General features: G+C 69.7%; 15 protein-coding genes. 5 read left to right on the top strand and 10 right to left on the bottom strand.

Features of this window, described 5'->3' with window-relative positions:
• The coding region (cysS, locus tag B8460_RS08680) for a cysteine--tRNA ligase (RefSeq protein ID WP_048861196.1) at positions 1-1,124 on the bottom strand (1,124 nt) is incomplete at its 3' end.
• 169 nt (positions 1,125-1,293) lie between these two features.
• Here cysS and B8460_RS08685 point away from each other — a divergent pair.
• The 4 genes from B8460_RS08685 to B8460_RS08700 all read left to right on the top strand — a co-directional run bounded on the left by B8460_RS08685 (position 1,294) and on the right by B8460_RS08700 (position 5,480).
• Positions 1,294-2,586, top strand: a complete 1,293-nt coding sequence (locus tag B8460_RS08685; RefSeq protein ID WP_084623375.1) for an NRAMP family divalent metal transporter — start codon at positions 1,294-1,296, stop codon at positions 2,584-2,586.
• An 82-nt stretch (positions 2,587-2,668) separates the two neighbouring features.
• A complete protein-coding gene (locus B8460_RS08690) occupies positions 2,669-3,505 on the top strand; it encodes a TauD/TfdA dioxygenase family protein (RefSeq protein WP_241771150.1) in 837 nt (278 codons plus the stop codon).
• Positions 3,506-3,610: 105 nt separating this feature from the next.
• Complete coding sequence (locus B8460_RS08695; RefSeq protein ID WP_148360467.1) at positions 3,611-4,705, top strand: SMP-30/gluconolactonase/LRE family protein; 1,095 nt, start codon at positions 3,611-3,613, stop codon at positions 4,703-4,705.
• A gap of 148 nt (positions 4,706-4,853) precedes the next feature.
• Positions 4,854-5,480, top strand: coding sequence for a flavin reductase family protein (locus B8460_RS08700; protein ID WP_048861198.1), 627 nt, complete (start codon positions 4,854-4,856; stop codon positions 5,478-5,480).
• Positions 5,481-5,520: 40 nt separating this feature from the next.
• On the opposite strand, the gene B8460_RS08705 is transcribed toward B8460_RS08700, so the two are convergent.
• From B8460_RS08705 to B8460_RS08730, 6 genes are all read right to left on the bottom strand, one after another.
• Positions 5,521-5,832 carry an antibiotic biosynthesis monooxygenase family protein gene (locus B8460_RS08705; protein WP_048861199.1) on the bottom strand — a complete coding sequence of 104 codons (312 nt, stop codon included), beginning with the start codon at positions 5,830-5,832 and terminating at the stop codon, positions 5,521-5,523.
• Between the two features lie 14 nt (positions 5,833-5,846).
• The gene (locus B8460_RS08710; protein WP_048861200.1) at positions 5,847-9,323 is read right to left on the bottom strand and encodes an FAD-dependent oxidoreductase; all 3,477 of its coding nucleotides are present in this window, start codon (positions 9,321-9,323) and stop codon (positions 5,847-5,849) included.
• Between the two features lie 136 nt (positions 9,324-9,459).
• Positions 9,460-10,158, bottom strand: a complete 699-nt coding sequence (locus B8460_RS08715; protein WP_048861201.1) for an ABC transporter ATP-binding protein — start codon at positions 10,156-10,158, stop codon at positions 9,460-9,462.
• Complete coding sequence (locus B8460_RS08720; protein WP_048861202.1) at positions 10,155-11,984, bottom strand: branched-chain amino acid ABC transporter ATP-binding protein/permease; 1,830 nt, start codon at positions 11,982-11,984, stop codon at positions 10,155-10,157. Before B8460_RS08720 ends, B8460_RS08715 begins: the two co-directional genes overlap by 4 nt.
• Positions 11,981-12,856: a branched-chain amino acid ABC transporter permease gene (locus tag B8460_RS08725; RefSeq protein WP_048861203.1), complete on the bottom strand. Its 876-nt coding sequence runs from the start codon at positions 12,854-12,856 to the stop codon at positions 11,981-11,983. Before B8460_RS08725 ends, B8460_RS08720 begins: the two co-directional genes overlap by 4 nt.
• Positions 12,857-12,889: 33 nt before the next feature.
• Positions 12,890-14,233 (bottom strand): substrate-binding protein, encoded by a 1,344-nt coding sequence (locus tag B8460_RS08730; RefSeq protein ID WP_048861204.1) that lies wholly within the window; start codon positions 14,231-14,233, stop codon positions 12,890-12,892.
• 250 nt (positions 14,234-14,483) lie between these two features.
• Here B8460_RS08730 and B8460_RS08735 point away from each other — a divergent pair, with 250 nt between their 5' ends.
• Complete coding sequence (locus tag B8460_RS08735; RefSeq protein WP_048861205.1) at positions 14,484-16,361, top strand: AMP-binding protein; 1,878 nt, start codon at positions 14,484-14,486, stop codon at positions 16,359-16,361.
• Between the two features lie 4 nt (positions 16,362-16,365).
• Here the strand turns inward: B8460_RS08735 and B8460_RS08740 are convergent, their stop codons facing one another.
• The 3 genes from B8460_RS08740 to B8460_RS08745 all read right to left on the bottom strand — a co-directional run.
• Positions 16,366-16,752, bottom strand: a complete 387-nt coding sequence (locus B8460_RS08740) for a type II toxin-antitoxin system VapC family toxin (RefSeq protein ID WP_048861206.1) — start codon at positions 16,750-16,752, stop codon at positions 16,366-16,368.
• Positions 16,730-16,969, bottom strand: coding sequence for a FitA-like ribbon-helix-helix domain-containing protein (locus B8460_RS23745; RefSeq protein ID WP_158322774.1), 240 nt, complete (start codon positions 16,967-16,969; stop codon positions 16,730-16,732). The genes B8460_RS08740 and B8460_RS23745 overlap by 23 nt, the downstream gene beginning before the upstream one ends.
• A gap of 28 nt (positions 16,970-16,997) precedes the next feature.
• A partial coding sequence (locus tag B8460_RS08745) for an anthranilate synthase component I family protein (RefSeq protein WP_048861207.1) occupies positions 16,998-17,908 on the bottom strand: 911 nt, incomplete at its 5' end.

Genomic DNA, 17,908 nt, shown 5'->3' on the forward strand with positions numbered 1-17,908 from the left:
ATCCCCGCCGCCGCCGCCGCGTCGCCCGCCAGTGCCGCATCGGCGAGACCATGCAGCGCGGCGAAGGCCGCCGGCGTGTTCAGGTCGTCGCACAGCGCCGCCAGCAAGCCCTCCGGCACCGGACCCGGGCCCGCATCCGGGTGCCGCTCCAGCGCCCGGTAGAAACGGTCGAGTTCGCGTCGTACCTCGGCCAGCGCCGCCGGGGTGAAGTCCAGCTCGGCCCGGTACTGCGCGCGGAGCAGCAGCATCCGCACCGCCTCGGCCGGCGCGAGGCCCAGGACGTCGCGCACGGTGCGGAAATTGCCCAGGCTCTTCGACATCTTGGCGCCGTCGACCAGCAGCATGCCGTTGTGCAGCCACACATGCGCGAAGCGGCTGCCCGGAAATCCGCAGCAGCTCTGCGCGATCTCGTTCTCGTGGTGCGGGAAGATCAAGTCGCGGCCGCCGCCATGGATGTCGAACTCCGGGCCCAGATAGCGCGCCGACATGGCGGAGCATTCGATATGCCAGCCCGGGCGGCCGCGTCCCCACGGGCTGTCCCAGCCCGGCTGATCGGCCGCCGAGGGCTTCCACAGCACGAAGTCGCCCGGGTCGCGCTTATACGGCGCGATCTCGACCCGCGCCCCGGCGCGCAGCTCGTCGGGCGACAGGCCGGACAGGCGGCCGTATTCGGGAAAGGTCGCGACCGAGAACAGCACGTGCCCGTCGGCCGCATAGGCGTGGCCGCCGGCGATCAGCGCCTCGATCAGCGCCACCATGTCCGGCACGTGGCCGGTCGCGCGCGGCTCGATATCCGGCGGCAGCACGCCGATTGCGGCCATGTCGGCGTGGTAGTCCTCGGTCGTCCGCGCCGTGATCGACTCGATCGGCTCCCCGCTCTCCAGCGACCGGGCCATGATCTTGTCGTCGATATCGGTGATGTTGCGGACATAGGTGACGCGCGGATAGAGCGCGCGCAGCAGCCGCACGAGCACGTCGAACACCACCGCCGGGCGCGCGTTGCCGAGATGCGCGAGGTCATAGACGGTGGGGCCGCAGACATAGAGACGGACATGCCCGGGGTCCATCGGCACGAAGGGCGCGCGCCGGCGCGTGAGGCTGTTGTGCAGGACAAGGTCGGCCATGGCCGGCTTTTCCGCCAAGCCGGCGCGGGAGGCAACGGGGACAGCCGCCCGGCCCGCCGGCGCGGCGTTGGTTGACAGCGCGGCCGGGACGCGGATACCGCTCCCCGGCGCCGCCGTGACGGGGCGCCAACGTGTTCAACCCCGGCGAGTGCCGGCACATCGTGGCGGCATGCGCCTGATCTCCGACCGCCCCAGCACGCCGGCGCCCGCGCCGGAAGAGACGCCGCCCGTCCGTCGGCGGTCGCGCCGGCTGCGGCATTTCATGGCCGTGTTCGGACCGGGCCTGGTGGTCATGCTGGCCGACACCGATGTCGGCAGCGTCGTCACGGCCGGGCAGAGCGGCGTGCAGTGGGGCTATCGCCTTCTGCTGCTGCAGGTGCTGCTGATGCCGATCCTGTACATGGTACAGGAACTGACGGTGCGGCTCGCGATCTTCACCGGCCGGGGCCATGGCGAGCTGATACTCGAACAATTCGGCCGGTTCTGGGCCTGGGTCTCGGCGATCGGGCTCGGGCTGGCCGTGGTCGGCGCCCTGCTGACGGAGTTCGCGGGCGTCGCGGGCGTGGGCGAACTGTTCGGCATCTCCCGCGTCTACACGCTCCCGCTGTCCGCGGTCCTGCTGCTTGGCGTCGTCATGACCGGGTCGTATCGCCGGGTCGAACGGGTGGCGATCCTCGTCGGCCTGCTGGAACTGGCGTTCTTCGGCGTCGCCGTCGCGGCCCGGCCGGACTGGCACACGCTGGCGGCGGGCAGCGTGTCGATCCCGATCACCAACCAGAGTTATCTGTTCCTGGTCGCGGCCAATATCGGCGCCGTCATCATGCCTTGGATGATTTTTTACCAGCAATCCGCGATCGCCGATAAGCGGCTGCGGCCGGAGCATTTCACCGCCGCGCGGTGGGACACCGCCGCGGGCGCCGTGCTGACGCAGCTGGTGATGGCCGCCGTGCTGATCGCCTGCGCCGCCACCATCGGCGCGAGCAAGCCGGACAGCAGCCTGCAGACCGTGGGCGACATGAGCGCGGCGCTGACGCCCTTCCTCGGCCCGACCTTCGGGCGGATCGTGTTCGGTGCCGGGGTGCTGGGCGCCGGGATGGTGGCGGCGATCGTCGCCTCGCTCGGTTTCGCCTGGGGCCTCGGCGAGATCACCGGCTATCGGCGCTCGCTCGAATACCGGCCGATGCAGGCGCGGTGGTTCTACGGCGTCTATGCGCTTTGTCTGATCGGCGGGGCGGTGCTGGTCGGCACCTGGCCCAACCTCGTGGAGCTGAACGTGGACGTTCAGGTAATGAACGCCATGCTGCTGCCGCTCGTGCTCGGCTTCCTGATCGCCCTGTCGGTGCGGGCGCTGCCGCCGGGCATCCGTCCACGCGGCCTCTATTTGTGGACCGTCGTGGTGATCGCCGTGGTCACCACGGCCTTCGGCGTGTTCGGCGCGGTGCAGGGCGTGGGCCTGCTGTAGGGGCCGCATTGCGCGCCGGGCGGATGCACGCACGCCGCGCCTGCCGCTAGCATCGATGGCGGCGACTGCCGGAGGGCCTGCCATGGACGCGCTTACCGTCCGCCCGATCGCCGGCGCGATCGGCGCGGAGATCGACGGCCTCGACCTCGCGCGGGGGCTGCCCGATGCCGCCGCGCGCGCGGCCCTGCGGGCGGCGTGGCTGCGCCATCAGGTGATCGTGCTGCGCGACCAGCACCTCGACCCGGCGGCGTTCCTGGCCTTTGCCCGCACCCTCGGCGAGCCGGTCGAATATCCGTTCGTCCGCGGCATCGACGGCTTCCCCGAGATCATCGCGGTGACCAAGCTGGAACACGAGACGACCAATTTCGGCGGCATCTGGCACGCCGACACGACCTATCTGCCGCGCCCGCCGATGGCGACGATGCTGATCGCGCGCGAGGTGCCCCCGGCGGGCGGCGACACGCTGTTCGCGAGCCAGTACGCGGCGTACGAGGCGCTGTCGCCCGGCCTGCGCGCGACGCTCGACGGGCTGCGCGCCGTCAGCTCCTCCGCCAAGGCCGATGTCAGCCGCACGCGCGAGGACCGGATGCGCAGCAGCGGCCAGTCGGATGCGCCGGCCGAGCTGCAGGCCGAGCATCCGGTCGTGCGCACCCATCCCGAGACGGGACGGCGCGCGCTCTATGTCAACGTCGCGCACACGCTCCGCTTCGCCGGCTGGACCGAGGCGGAGAGCGCGCCGCTGCTCGCGTTCCTCCATCAGCATCAGGTGCGGCCGGAGTTCACCTGCCGTGTGTCCTGGCGGCCGGGGACGATCGCGCTCTGGGATAATCGTTGCACGCTGCACAATCCGGTCAACGACTATCACGGCTATCGCCGCGTGATGCACCGCGTCACGCTGGCCGGCGACGTGCCCGCCTGAGCCGCCGCCCCGTCCTCCGCCACGCCGTATTGGCAACGCGCACGGTCCCTGGCCTAGACTTTGTCCGTACCTGGAAAATCCGGGACGACACGGGGGAGGGACGTGATGCAACGACGAGGATTTCTGACCGCCGCCGCGGCCGGCGCCGGCGCCGCGCTCGCGGGCACGGTGCAGGCCCGCGAGGTGGAGCCGCTGGCCGGCGAGACCGGCATTGCGAATATGGGGACAGGCAGTGCCGTGCTGCCGCTCGGCCCGCTGCCGGGATCACGCTATCCGGACCAGCACATCCAGGCGCTGGACAAGCGCTTCAAGGGAAGCCCCGGCACGGGCGCGGTGGAGCGGGTGGCCACCGGGCTGCGCTGGGCGGAGGGGCCTGCCTATCTCCGCGCGGGCCGCTATTTCGTCTGCAGCGACATCCCGAACAACCGGCAGATCAGGCTGCTTGCGGAGGACAATCATTTCAGCGTCTTCCGCACGCCGTCCTATAACTCCAACGGCAGCACGGTCGATCCGCAGGGGCGGTTGGTGACATGCGAGCATGCCGGACGTCGTGTCGTCCGTTTCGAGCATGACGGAACCATAACGATCCTCGCCGACAGCTTCGACGGCAAGCCGTTCAACAGCCCCAACGACGTCGTCGTGGCGTCCAACGGGTCGATCTGGTTCAGTGACCCGACCTATGGCATCCTCGGCAATTACGAGGGGTTCAAGCATCCGATCGAGCAGAAGACGCGCAACGTCTATCGGGTGGACGGACAGAGCGGCCAGGTCACGAAGGTGATCGACGATTTCGTGCAGCCCAACGGCCTGTGCTTCTCGCCCGACGAAAAGAAGCTCTACATCATCGACAGCGGCATCACGGAGGGCGGCCCGGCCCATATCCGCGTCTTCGACGTCGATATCGACAGCGGCAAGCTGACCAACGGCCGCGTGTTCGCGGAGAACTTCGCGCCCGGCTTCACCGACGGCATGCGCGCCGATATCGAGGGCAATATCTGGTGCAGCATGGGCTGGGGCGACCCGAAGGAGGATGGCGTGCGCTGCTATGCGCCGAACGGCGACATGATCGGCAAGATCCACCTGCCGGAGACCTGCGCCAATCTTACCTTCGGCGGCCCGCTGCGCAACCGCCTGTATATTTGCGCCAGCACCTCGGTCTATGCGCTGTACGTCAACACCCAGGGCGCGGCGATGCCATAGCCGCCGCCCGACCGACAGCGGCCCATCCGGCGCACGCGGCGCCGGATGCGGGCCGCGCAGGCGTGGCCTGCGCGCGCCGTCTGGGGCATGGTGGGCGCATCTGTCCGGGCTCGCGCGGCCCGGCGCCGCACGCCGAGGAACGCCCGCCATGACCCAGCTGCCCGAGCGCCTGTTCTATGAGCCGTCCAAGGGGCACGGGCTGCCGCACGACCCGTTCAACGCGATCGTCGGGCCGCGGCCGATCGGCTGGATTTCCACCCGCGGCGCCGATGGCAGCCGCAACCTCGCGCCCTACAGCTTCTTCAACGCCTTCAACTACACGCCGCCGATCGTCGGCTTCTCCAGCACCAGCCCCAAGGACAGCGTGCGCAATGCGCGCGAGACGGGCGAGTTCGGCTGGAACCTCACGACCCGCACACTCGCCGAGGCGATGAACGCGACCTGCGCGCATGTGCCGTACGGCGTGGACGAGTTCGCCCTCGGCGGCGTGACCCCGCGCGCAGGACGGCTGATCGAGGCGCCGCTGGTGGCGGAAAGCCCGGTGAACTTCGAGTGCAAGGTGACCGACATCATCCAGCTTCACAGCCACACCGGCGTGATGGCGCAAGGCTGGCTGGTGCTGGGCGAGGTGGTCGCCGTGCATCTGGACCCGGCCTATCTGCGCGACGGCGTGTTCGACACCTTCGCGGCCGACATCGTGCTGCGCGCCGGCGGCCCGAGCGCCTATGCGATGATCCGCCCGGACAGCCGCTTCGACATGCGCCGGCCGACGTAGCGGACGGCGGCCGCGCGATCACCCGTCGTCGTGGTGCGACCTATTCGATGGTCTGCACCACCTCGAACCCCTCGAACTCCGGGTGGCCGAGATACTTCGCCCGGCTCTGCCCGGCATTGGCGTGGGCGGCGCGGAAGGACTCGCTTTTCGTCCACGCCTCGAAGCTGGCGTGATCGTCCCAGATGACGTGCGAGGAATACAGCGTGTGGTCCTCGCGTTCCGGGCCGCGCAGCAAATGGAAGGACTGAAAGCCGGGCGTCTGCTTCAGGTAGGAGTCGCGGCCGAGCCACATGGCCTCGAAATCCGCCTCCGATCCACGGGCGACGCGAAAGCGGTTCATGGCGATGAACATGGGCCGGTCCCTTTCTATTCGGCGGCGATAGCCCGGCGCTGATCGAGCCGGCGCAGCGCCCGGTCGATCCACTGCGCCGTCAGCTTTTCCGCCAGGCTGTTCTGATAAAGGCGCTCATGCAGCGCCGGGAAGTCCACCCGGTCGAGCGGCTGATCCTGGTTGAAGCACGAGAACACGACCGTACGCGCGCCGGTCGCCGGATCGACCTGCGGCTGGAGGCACTGGGCGCAGACCTCCTTCATCATGCACTGCATCGGGCTGTTGATCGACCCGATCGCGGTGTGCCCGGCCGGCAGCATCGGCGCCAGGACGCCGTGCCGCGCGCGCCCGACCGCCTGCATCATGCGGTCGGAGCCGATGACGATCAGATGCGCGGCGTCCGCGAGCGGCACCGCCTGATCGCCGAGCGTGCCGCTGCCATAGGCCGCCATCGCCTGCACGATGTTGCCGACGAAGCTGCGGTCCTGCGGCCGGTCGGGGCTGGGCGCGAAGCCCGGCGCCTCGTCGCAGCACCAGACCACGACATCGGCTGCGCGCTCGATCTCCTCGACCTTGTAGCGGTCCTGTCGCGCCTTGTAGCCGGCAAAATACAGAACCCGCGTGCCGGCGGCGCGCAGCGCGGCGCCGATCGAGAACAGCACGGCGTTGCCGAGGCCGCCGCCCACCAGCGCTACCGTGGTATTGGCATGGATCTCCGTCGGCGTGCCGGTCGGGCCCATCAGGACCACGCGCTCCCCGGGGCGCAACGTGGCGCACAAATCCGAACTGCCCCCCATCTCCAGCGCGATCACCGAGACCAGCCCCGCGCCGGCATCGGTCCAGGCGCCGGTCATCGCCAGCCCCTCCATCGCCAGGACGGTGGCGCCCACTTCCTCCTCCAGCCGCTGCGCCGTCTGTTCGTAGTTCTGCAGCCGGTAGAACTGGCCGGGGCGGAAGGCGCGGGCGGCGGCGGGCGCGCGCACCACGACCTCGATGATCGTCGGCGTCAGGCGGTGGACGGCGTGGACGCGGGCGACGAAGGCGTCGTGCGCCGCCTCGATCAGCGCGGCACCGCCGACCGGGGGCGCGACGCGCGCTGCCAGCGCCCGCGAGACGACCGGATAGCCGCGTTTGGCGCTGCCCATCGCCTTGACGACGTTGCCGAAGAAGCTCGGGTGCAGGTCGCCGAAGAAGCTGACGAAACGCCCGTCCGGCGTGCGGTGCATCAGCACCTGCGCCTGCGCCGGCTTCGACAGGGCGCGCTCGGGGCTGACCGGGTGGCCATCCTCGTCGATGGCGCGGAAATACTTGCCGTCCAGCTCGATCGCCCCGTCCTCGCGCGCCAGCACGGTGTTGGGCTGCGTGCCGGCGGCGATCAGCACGGCGCGGGCGGGCAGGGTGGCTTCGGTCCCGTCGCCGCGCTTGAGCCGGATGGCGGCGGCGTGGCCGTGGCGATCCACCTCGATCGCGACCGGCGACAGCCCCTCGGCGAAGCGCACGCCTTCCTCCATCGCCTTCGCCACTTCCTCGTGGTTCAGCGTGTAGGACGGGGCATCGGTCAGCCGGCGGCGATAGGCGATGGTGGCGCCGCCCCAGCCGTCCAGCAGCCGGGCCAAATGCGGGCGCCGGCCCTCAAGGGCGGCGGCATCGCGTTCGGCGCGGATCGCGGCGGCGTGGCCGAGGAACTCGGCGGCGATCTCCGCCTCCTCCTCCGTCCAGCGGGCGCGCACCGCCGCCTCGCCCCGCTCGGCAACCAGCGTGCGGTAGCGCAGCGCGAATTTCTCCACCTGCCGCACGTAATAGGCGAGGCTTTCGGTCGCGGTGTCGATCGCCGTCAGCCCGCCGCCGATCACGACGACCGGCAGGCGAAGTTGCAGGTTGGCGATCGAACTCATCTTGGCCGCACCGGTCAGCTGCAGCGCCATCAGGAAGTCGCTCGCCTGCCGCACGCCGCGCGCCAGGCCGTTCGGGATGTCGATGACGGTCGGCCGTCCGGCGCCCATGCACAGTGCGATGTGGTCGAAGCCCATCGCCCAGGCATCCTCCATCGACAGCGTGCCGCCGCCGCCGAATCGCACGCCGCCGAACATGGCAAAGGCCGCGCGCCGTTCCAACAGCAGGCGCACCAGCTTCAGGTAATTCTTGTTCCAGCGCACGGTGATGCCGTACTCGGCCACGCCGCCGAAACCCGCCAGAACCCGGTCGTCCAGGTTTTCGAACAGCGCGGCCGCGTCGCGCACGGGCTCGGCGGGGTCGAAGCCCAGCGGCTCGATCTTCAGCCCGTCGATCGCGACGACGCTGTGCCCGTCGTTCATCAGGTGATGCGCCAGCGTGTAGCCGGCGGGGCCGAGACCCACGACCAGCACCGTCCGCCCGGTGTCCGGACGCGGCAGGGGGCGGCGTATGTCGAGCGGGTTCCAGCGGGTGATGAGCGCATAGATCTCGAATCCCCAGGGCAGCGCGAGCACGTCGCGCAGCACCGAGGTTTCGGCCTGCGGAATATCGACAGGGTCCTGCTTCTGATAGATGCAGGCCTTCATGCAGTCGTTGCAGATGCGGTGGCCGGTCGCCGCCATCATCGGGTTATCGACCGCGATGGTCGCGAAGGCGCCGAGGACATGCCCCTGGGCGCGCAGGGTGTGCATCTCGCTGATTTTCTCGTCGAGCGGGCACCCGGCGAGCGTCACGCCGAAGGGCGAGGTCTGGAACGCCCCGGTCTTGCGGTCGCGCAACCCCTTGGAGCAGCTGTCCTTGCCCTGGCTGTGGCACCAGATGCAGTAGTTCATCTGGTCCAGGGCCTGCTGATCGCCCATGCCGGGATCGGTCAGCGCGAAGCCGTCGCGCGGCCGCCAGTCATGCTCCGGCAGGCGCAGCATGGTCACGCCGTCGCGCTCGATCGTCTCGACCGGCACCAGATGCTGCGGGTCGGGCTTGCCGGGGACGCGGAACAGCGTGCCGCCCGCGTGCGCCGCCCGCCCCGCCGTCGTCAGCGTCGCCCAGGCGGCATAGCGCAGCGCGAGGTCGATCGCGTCCGGGTTGTTCGCCTGCCACTGGTCCACATGCACGGCGAAGCTCAGCTCAGTCAGCGGGCCGCCGATCGCTGCCTCGAGCGCCGTGCGCAGGGCGGGGCCGTCGAAGCCGGACGGGTCGGGATATTTCTTGACCGCCTGCCGCTGCACGAACAGGCGCTTGCAGGCGTGGATCGGGTCGAGCGCGGCCGTGCGGGCCGCCAGGGCCGCGGTCTGGTCGGCGATGCCGAACAGCTCCGCCAGGAAGGTGTCCAGCACCGGCCCCTGCGCGACGCACAGCTCGCCTTCGGCCTTGGCATCGAGCGTGTCGGGGGCGGCGCGGGCGGCCAGGAGCCGCTGATGGAGGTCGGGGTCGGTGTCGCGCAGGAACCCCAGATAGGCGCGGTCCAGCCGGACCAGCCCGTCGCGCGTCGCCAGGTCGGCGAAGCCCATGCCGAAGCCCAGCGTCCCGCCCGGCCCCGTCTGCGTCTCAGCCACGTCCATCGTGTGTTATCGCCCGTCCCGTGTGCGTGCCGGCGGGCGACAGGCGCCGGCCGGGCCATGCCAGTGATCGCGATGCCGCTTGGCCGCGTCAAGACGTGGGCGCGCGGGATGCAGGCATGACCTGCCCCGGTCGGGGCTAGACGCCCAGATAGCGGTGCAGGACCTCCGGCTGCGTCCGGAGCTGCTCGGTCGTGCGCTCCTCGACGATATGGCCGTTGTTTATGATGTAGGCGCGGTGCGCGAGGCTGACGACGGCGCTGATGTTCTGCTCGACGATGATGATGGTCTGCCCGGCATCGGCCAGCCGGCGGCAGACGCCCAGCAGGTCGCGGACGATCACCGGCGCCAGCCCCTCGAACGGCTCGTCCAGCAGGATGATCTTCGGGTCGCGCACCAGCGCGCGGGCGATCGCCAGCATCTGCTGCTCGCCGCCCGACATATCGGTCCCGCGCGAGCGGCGGCGCTCCTGCAGGCGGGGGAACATCTCCCAGATGCGCTCGATCGGCCAGCGGCCCTTGGCGCTCAGCCCGGCGAGGATAAGGTTTTCCTCGACGTTCAGGCTGCCGAACACGCGCCGGTCCTCCGGCACGAGCTGGATGCCGCGCGCGGCGATCAGGTGCGGCGGCAGGTCCTGGATCGGTTCGCCGTCCAGCGTGATCGTGCCGGACCGGGGGCGGATCACCCCCATCAGCGTCTTGAGCGTCGTGCTCTTGCCGGCGCCGTTGCGGCCCAGCAGCGCCACCACCTCGTTGCGTTCGACGTGCAGCGACACGTCGAACAGGATGTGGCTGTCGCCGTAGTAGCTGTTGATGCGGTCGGCTTCGAGAAGGCTCATGCCGCGGCCACACCACCGAGATAGGCTTCCTGGACGAAGGCGTTGCGCTGGATCTCGGCCGGCGTGCCCTCGGCCAGGAACTGGCCCTCGTGCAGCACCGTGATGCGCTCGGCCAGCTCGAACATTGCGTCCATGTCGTGCTCGATGACGATCATGGTGCGCCCGCGCGAGACGTTGCGCAGCATCTGCACCGTCTCCACCCGCTCGCGCGGGCTCATGCCGGCCAGCGGCTCGTCGAGCAGCAGCAGGGTGGGCGAGGAGGCGAGCGCGAGCCCGATCTCCAGCCGCCGCTTCTCGCCATAGGCGAGGTCTGCGACCGGCACGTCGGCGCGCAACGTGAGGCGCACCAGCTCCAGCGTCTGCTGCACCTGCGTGGCCAGCCCCGGCACGCGATGCAGCGGGCGCAGCAGGTCGAGACGGAAGCGCCCGCGCCGCGTGGCCAGCACGGCGATCTCGATGTTCTGCCGCACCGTCAGGCGGTTGAAGAGCTGGTTGATCTGATAGCTCTTGGTCAGGCCGAGCTGGCAGACGCGGCTGACGTCCATGCCGGTGATGTCGCGGCCGTTGAACATGATCTGTCCCTCGGTCGGATGCACCTCGCAGGTGAGCATCTTGAAGAACGTGCTCTTGCCCGCGCCGTTCGGGCCGATGACGCCGCGCAGCTCGCCCTCCATCACCTGGAACGCGATGCCCTTGTTGGCGAACAGGCCGCCGTAGCGCTTCGTCAGGTTGCGCGTCTCCAGGATCGGCGCGCCCTCCGCCGTGCCCGGCTGGCGCTGCCGCGCCGTCGGCCCGACGGTCGCGAGACTGGAGGTCGTGTCGATCACCGCGGACTCTTCCGGCGGCTCCGCGTGCGGGCGGCGGCGCGCCAGCAGATCCGCGACGCCGCCGATCAGCCCGCGGCGGAGGAAGATCACCAGCAGCACGAAGATCAGCCCGAGCGCCAGCTGCCAGGCGGCGCCGAGCCCGACCGGCCCCTGCAGGAAGTCGCGCAGATACAGCCACACGGCGGCACCGAACAGCGGCCCGAACAGCGTGCCCGCGCCGCCGATCACCGTCTGCATCACCAGCTGCCCGGACGTGTCGAAGGTGAAGGCGTCGGGCGGCATGTAGCCCTGCAGGATGCCAAGCAGCCCGCCCGCGAACCCCGCATAGGCGCTGGCGATCACGAAGGCGGCCAGCTTATACAGCCAGACCGAATGACCGAGCGCCTGCACGCGCGTCGGGTTCTCGCGGATCGCGACGAAGATCGCGCCGACCGACGAGTGGATGATCGCGCGGGCGATCACGATGCCGACAAAGAAGCAGATCGCGATGAAGGCGTACATCGACCAGCCGGTCGTGACCTGCCACGTATGGCCGGCGATGGAGAAGACCGGCGCCGGCACGCCCGGCAAGCCGTTCTCGCCGCCCGTGTAGTCGGACAGCGGCGAGTTCTCCAGGAAGAAGAACACCTCGGCGATCGCGACCGTGATCATCGCGAAATAGATGCCGGTGCGGCGCAGCGCGATGACGCCCACCAGCACGCCCGCGACCATCGCGCCGACCGTGCCGATCACCAGCGCGAGCATCACGCTGGAGATGATGTTGTTCGTCAGCAGATAGGCCGCGACGAAGCCGCCGGTGCCGAAGAACGCCGACTGGCCGAAGGACAGCAGCCCGGTGTAGCCGAACAGGATGTCGAAGCCGATCCCGAACAGCCCCCACATGACGATGCGGCTGACGGTGTCCGGTGCGAAGCCGAGCGACGGCAGCACGTACGGCGCGATGATCAGGCCGATCGCCGTCGCCGCCTCCGGCCAGAAGCGGCGGGCGAGGCGGCTCATGCGCGCCCCCGGACGCCGAGCAGCCCTTCAGGCCGCAGCATCAGCACGAGCGTCATCACCACGAACAGCATCACCTCGGAATAGGCGGGGTCGATCGCGGAGGTCAGGCTCAGGATCTCGCCGGAGATCAGTCCGCCGAGCACGGCGCCGGGAAACGAGCCGATGCCGCCGATCACCACCACCACGAACGTCTCCACCAGGATCGTCGCGCCCACGTCCGGTGTGGGGGCGACCACCGGCGCGTGGATGATGCCGGCGAACCCCGCCGCCATCGCGCCGATGCCGAAGACCAGCAGGAACACGCGATAGACGTTGATGCCGAGGATGCTGACCATCCCCGAATCCTCGATCCCCGCCCGCACGATCAGCCCGAGCCGCGTGCGGTAGAGGATGATGTAGAGCACGCCCAGCGCCAGCACCGCGATCACCAGCACCGCGATGCGGTAGGTCGGATAGAACAGGAAGCCGAGATGCATCACGCCGGACAGGATGGGCGGCGTCGGCACCGTCACCGACAGGCTGCCGAAGGCGAGGCGCACCAGTTCGACGATGACGATGCCGATGCCGAAGGTGACAAGGATCTGATCCTCGGGCGGCCGGCCGTAGAAGCGGCGGATGACGACCAGCTCGATGAACAGCCCGACCACGCCTACGAAGATTGAGCCGCCGAGGACCGCGAGCAGGAACGAGCCCGTCGCTGCCCAGACCACGTAGCCGGCATAGCCGCCGAGCATGAACATCGCGCCGTGCGCGAGGTTCAGCACGCCGAGCGTGCCGTAGATGATGGTCAGCCCGCTGCTGATCAGCGCGAGCACCGCGCCGAGGGCAAGGCCGTTGAAGAACTGCGAGACGAGATTGGGCCAGTTCAGCATACCGGCATCACCCCCGACGTTGCGTCGCTGTGGTCAGGTATAGCTGCCGAGCTTGCAGCCGAACGCGTCCGGCGCCTGCATCAGCGGCGCGCCGGGCAGCACCTCCAGCACGTCCCAGTAATCGTCGGACGTCTTCATCTCCGACGGCTTCTTGCCGCGCATGACGATGACCGGCCGCACCAGTTGATGGTCCGCCGCCCGGAAATACACCTCGCCGACCGTGCTATCGACCTTCTGCCCGGCCTCGTACGCCTTGATGACCGCCGGCGGATAAAACGTCTTGGCGCGCTCCACCGCCTCGGCCCACATCGCGAGCTGCATGTAGCCGGCGTTGGCGCTCCATTCCGGCTTGTAGCCGTATTTCTTCTCGAACTCCGCGACGAACATCTTCGCCAGTGGATAGCGGTCCTCCAGCGTCCACCAGAAATCGGTCGGCGTGTACACGCCCGCCGTCAGCTCCGGCCCGACTTCCTTGGCGAGGAAGGGCGAGGCATAGGCGATCACCAGCGTCTGCTTCTGCAGGATGCCGAACTGCTTGGCCTGCTTGACCGACTGCACGGCGTCGTTGCCGAAGTTGATGTTGACGAAGACGTCGGCGCCGCTGTTGGCGATGTTGAGCAGGTACGAGCTGTAGTCGGCGGTGCCGAGCGGCGCGACCTGACTGGTCGCCGTGGTCCAGCCGCCCTTCTTCAGGTATTCCATCATCGACTGATGGACGGTGTGCCCATAGGTGTAGTCAGGCACCAGATACGCGACCTTTTTGTTCTTGCCGAGGCTCTTGATCAGCGTCGGCGCCAGCGCGGCGGCGGCCGTCTGCGCATAGAAGCACTCGCGGAACGAGTAGCGGACGCAGTCCTTGCCGGTCGTGTCGTTCGAGCCGGAGATGCCCGGCAGGTAGATCACCTTCTCCCGCTCGGCGAGCTTGTTGAGTGCCACGGCGACGGCGCTGGAGACGCTGCCGGTGATCAGGACGGCCTTGTTCTCGCTGATGAAGCGCGACTGCGCCTGCACCGCGGTGTTCGGCTTGGCCTGCGTGTCGGCGACGCCGTACTTCACTTCCTTGCCGAGCACGCCCTTGGTGGTGTTCGGCGAAATCTTGCGGATCAGCTCGTTGCCGCCGTTGATGTGCTCGATCGCCAGCATCATGCCGCGCAGCTCATCCTCGCCGGGTGCCGCGTAGGTGCCGGTGCGCGGCACGCCGATGCCCACGAAGACGGAGCTGCCGGAGCTGCCGGCCGGGAACGTGCCGATCGGCGCATACTCTTCCGCCCGCGCCCCGGGGACCCACGGAAGCAGCAGGCCGCCCAGCAGCCCCGCCCCGCCGGCCAGCACCGATCGGCGTGAAAATCCGCCTTGTCCGCTTTCCTGATGGTCCACCCTGAACTCTCCCCTCGTTTCGCTGCCGGTGATTGAGGCGCGATGGCGCACGTATGTCCGGCGCGCAGATTGGTTATGTGTCGAGCCGATCGCTCGCCCTTATTTCCCGCGGCCGGTTTTTATTCAAGGGGCCGGCCCCCGCCTCCCGCGTTTGGCCGAGGCGGCGTCCTTTCGCGCCCGCCGCGATTGCGCGGCGCCCGCCGGGCGGGCACCTTTGCGTCCGAAAAGACAGCCCGGGAGGAAGACGCGCATGCCGGATTCATACGATGCCGCGTATCGGGAATGGCAGGCCGATCCGACTGGCTACTGGGAGGCGCCGGCGGCGGCGCTCGCCTGGGACCAGCGGTGGGACCGCGTCTTCGATCCCGCGTCCGGCCCGTGCGGCCGCTGGTTCGTCGGCGGCCGGCTGAACGTCACGTACAATTGTCTCGACCGCCACGTGGAGGCCGGACACGGCGACCGCGTCGCGCTGATCTGGGACAGCGCGATGGTGGGCGAGGTGCGGCACTACACGTATGCCGCGCTGCGCGACCGCGTGGCGCGCGTGGCGGGCGCGCTCGCCGCCCGCGGCATCGGCGTGGGCGACCGCGTCATCATCTACATGCCGATGGTGCCCGAGGCGGTGATCGCGATGCTCGCCTGCGCCCGCCTCGGCGCCGTCCATTCCGTCGTGTTCGGCGGTTTCGCCCCGCCGGAACTCGCCGCGCGTCTGGCCGATGCCAAGCCGAAGGCGATGATCTTCGCCTCCTGCGGGCTCGAGCCCGGACGTGTCGTCGCCTATCAGCCGCTGGTGGAGGCGGCGTTCGCGCTCTCGCCGCACCAGCCGCAATTCTGTCTGGTGTTCCAGCGCCCGACCCTGCCGGCGCCGCTGCGCGAGGGGCGGGACGTGGACTATGTCGAGGCCGAGGCAGCCGCCGCGCCGCACCCGTGCGTGCCGGTCGCGGCGACCGATCCGCTGTATATTCTGTATACCTCCGGGACGACCGGAAAGCCGAAGGGCGTGGTGCGCGACTGCGGCGGCTATGCCGTCGCGCTGCATCATTCGATGGGCATGATCTACGGCGTCGGCGCGGGCGACGTGTACTGGTGCGCCTCCGATGTCGGCTGGGTCGTCGGGCACAGCTACATCGTCTATGGCCCGCTGCTCGCCGGCTGCACCTCGGTCATGTACGAGGGCAAGCCGGTCGGCACGCCCGATGCCGGCGCGTTCTGGCGGGTGATCGCGCAGCACCGCCCGCGCGTGCTGTTCACCGCGCCGACCGCCATCCGCGCGATCAAGCAGCAGGACCCCGAGGGCGCGCATATGCAACGCCACGACCTGTCGTCGCTGGAGGCGCTCTATGTCGCCGGCGAGCGCTGCGACCCGCCGACCGCCGTGTGGGCGGCCGAGACCCTCGGCGTGCCGGTCGTCGATCACTGGTGGCAGACGGAGACCGGCTGGCCGGTCACCGCCGGCTTCCGCGGCTTCGGCCTGACGCCCCCGAAGCCCGGCGCGGGCGGGCGCGCCTCGCCCGGCTATGACGTGCGGGCGCTGGACGACAACGGCAAGCCGCTGCCGCGCGGCGAGAGCGGCAACCTCGCGATCCGCCTGCCGCTGCCGCCCGGCTTCGCCCCGACCCTGTGGCAGAACGACGACGGATTCCGCGCCGCCTACCTCGCCGACTTCCCCGGCTGGTACCGCACCGGCGATGCCGGCATGGTCGACGACGACGGCGATGTGTGGATCATGGGGCGCACCGACGACATCATCAACACGGCCGGCCACCGCCTCTCGACCGGGGCGATGGAGGAGGTGCTCGCCGCGCACCGCGACGTCGCCGAATGCGCGGTGATCGGCGTGCGCGACGCGCTCAAGGGACAGGTGCCGCTCGGCCTCGTGGTGCTCAAGGCGGGCGTCAACCGCCCGGCGGAGGAGGTGGTCGCCGAACTCGTCGCCCTGGTGCGCGAGCGCATCGGCCCGGTCGCGTCGTTCAAGGACGCCCGCGTCGTCGCGCGCCTGCCGAAGACCCGCTCCGGCAAGATCCTGCGCGGCAGCATCCGCCGCATCGCCGACGGCGAGGACGCCCCCGTCCCCGCGACGATCGAGGACCCGGCGGCGCTGGAGGAGATGCGGGCGTTGCTGGGGTAGGCTTTCAGCCGCGGGCGGCCGCCGCCGCAGCGCGGGCGAGGCGGGAATCGAGCGTAACCAACTCTATGCCGAGAGTGCGGGACAGCCACAAATAGGCTGCGTCGTAGGCTGTAAGTTGCGTCGCCTGCGCCAAGGCGGCCACCTGGACGGCATCGACGGGCCGCTCATCGATCGCGAGTTCCCCCATTAACGCCAGGGCGGCAAGCAACTCCGAATGACGAGCCGGGTCACGCCGCATCTTGGTCACACAGACATTGGCAAGTTCATGTGCCAACAGCGTAGGCGCTACGAGGGCGGCATCCATCAGACGCCCTGCGATCGCGTCGGCTTCCGCTTCCGCGAAAACGAGCGCCGCGATCGCGGAAGCGTCAACGACCTTGGCGACGGTCACGGTCGGCGCGGATCAGTCCGGTGCTCTCGCTCACGACTGGCAGGCCGAGTGTCCGTGCCTTGCGTAGCACCTCGGCAGGCGATGACCGGAGGGGAGGGCTGACCGCTTCAGTTACGATTGCCAGCAACTCCGCCTCAACCGTGCGGTGGTTGGCGGCGGCGCGGGATTGGAGACCCTGTACGATCTCGGCAGGCGCGTTTCTGATCGAGAGATCCACGATGGTACTCCCCTGTCCGGGCGCCGGTCTAGCTCCCCCGCCGCCCCGCCGCAAACCGCACCGCCTCCTCGGCGGCGCGCATCAGGGCGCGGGCCTTCTGGCGCGTCTCCTCGTATTCCGCTTCCGGGTCGGAGTCGGCGACCACGCCGGCACCGGCCTGGACGTACATCTGGCCGTCCTTCACCACCGCCGTGCGCAGCGCGATGCAGGTGTCCATCGTGCCGTTGGCGGCGAAGTAGCCGATGCAGCCGGCATAGATGCCGCGGCGCTCCGGCTCCAGCTCCTCGATGATCTCCATCGCCCGTATCTTCGGCGCGCCCGACAGCGTGCCGGCGGGAAAGCCCGCCACCAGCGCGTCGAGTGCGTCGAGGCCGGGGCGTATCCGTCCCTGCACGTTGCTGCTGATGTGCATCACGTGGCTGAACCGCTCGATGGCGAAGCTTTCGGTCACCTCCACGCTGCCGATCTCGGCGACCCGGCCCACGTCGTTGCGGCCGAGGTCGAGCAGCATCAGATGCTCGGCCCGCTCCTTGGGATCGCCCAGCAGCTCCGCCTCCAGCGCCTGATCCTCGGCCGTCGTGGCGCCGCGCCGCCGCGTGCCGGCGAGGGGACGGATCGTCACCGTGTCGTCGCGCAGGCGGACCAGGATCTCCGGGCTGCTGCCCACCACGGCGAAGCCGCCGAAATCGAGGTGGAACAGGAACGGCGCCGGGTTGATCCGGCGCAGCGCGCGATAGAGTGCGAACGAGGGCAGCGCGAAGGGCAGGGCGAAGCGCTGGCTGAGGACCACCTGAAACACGTCGCCCGCCGCGATGTACTCCTTGCCGCGCAGCACCGCATCGACGAAGCCGGCGCGGTCGAAATTGGATTGCGGCTCGGGCGGCGGCGGCAGGCTGACGGGCGGGGCGGCGTGCGGCAGCGGCCGGTCGAGTGCCGCGC

This window comes from Acidisphaera rubrifaciens HS-AP3 (assembly GCF_000964365.1).
Taxonomy (GTDB): Bacteria; Pseudomonadota; Alphaproteobacteria; order Acetobacterales; family Acetobacteraceae; genus Acidisphaera; species Acidisphaera rubrifaciens.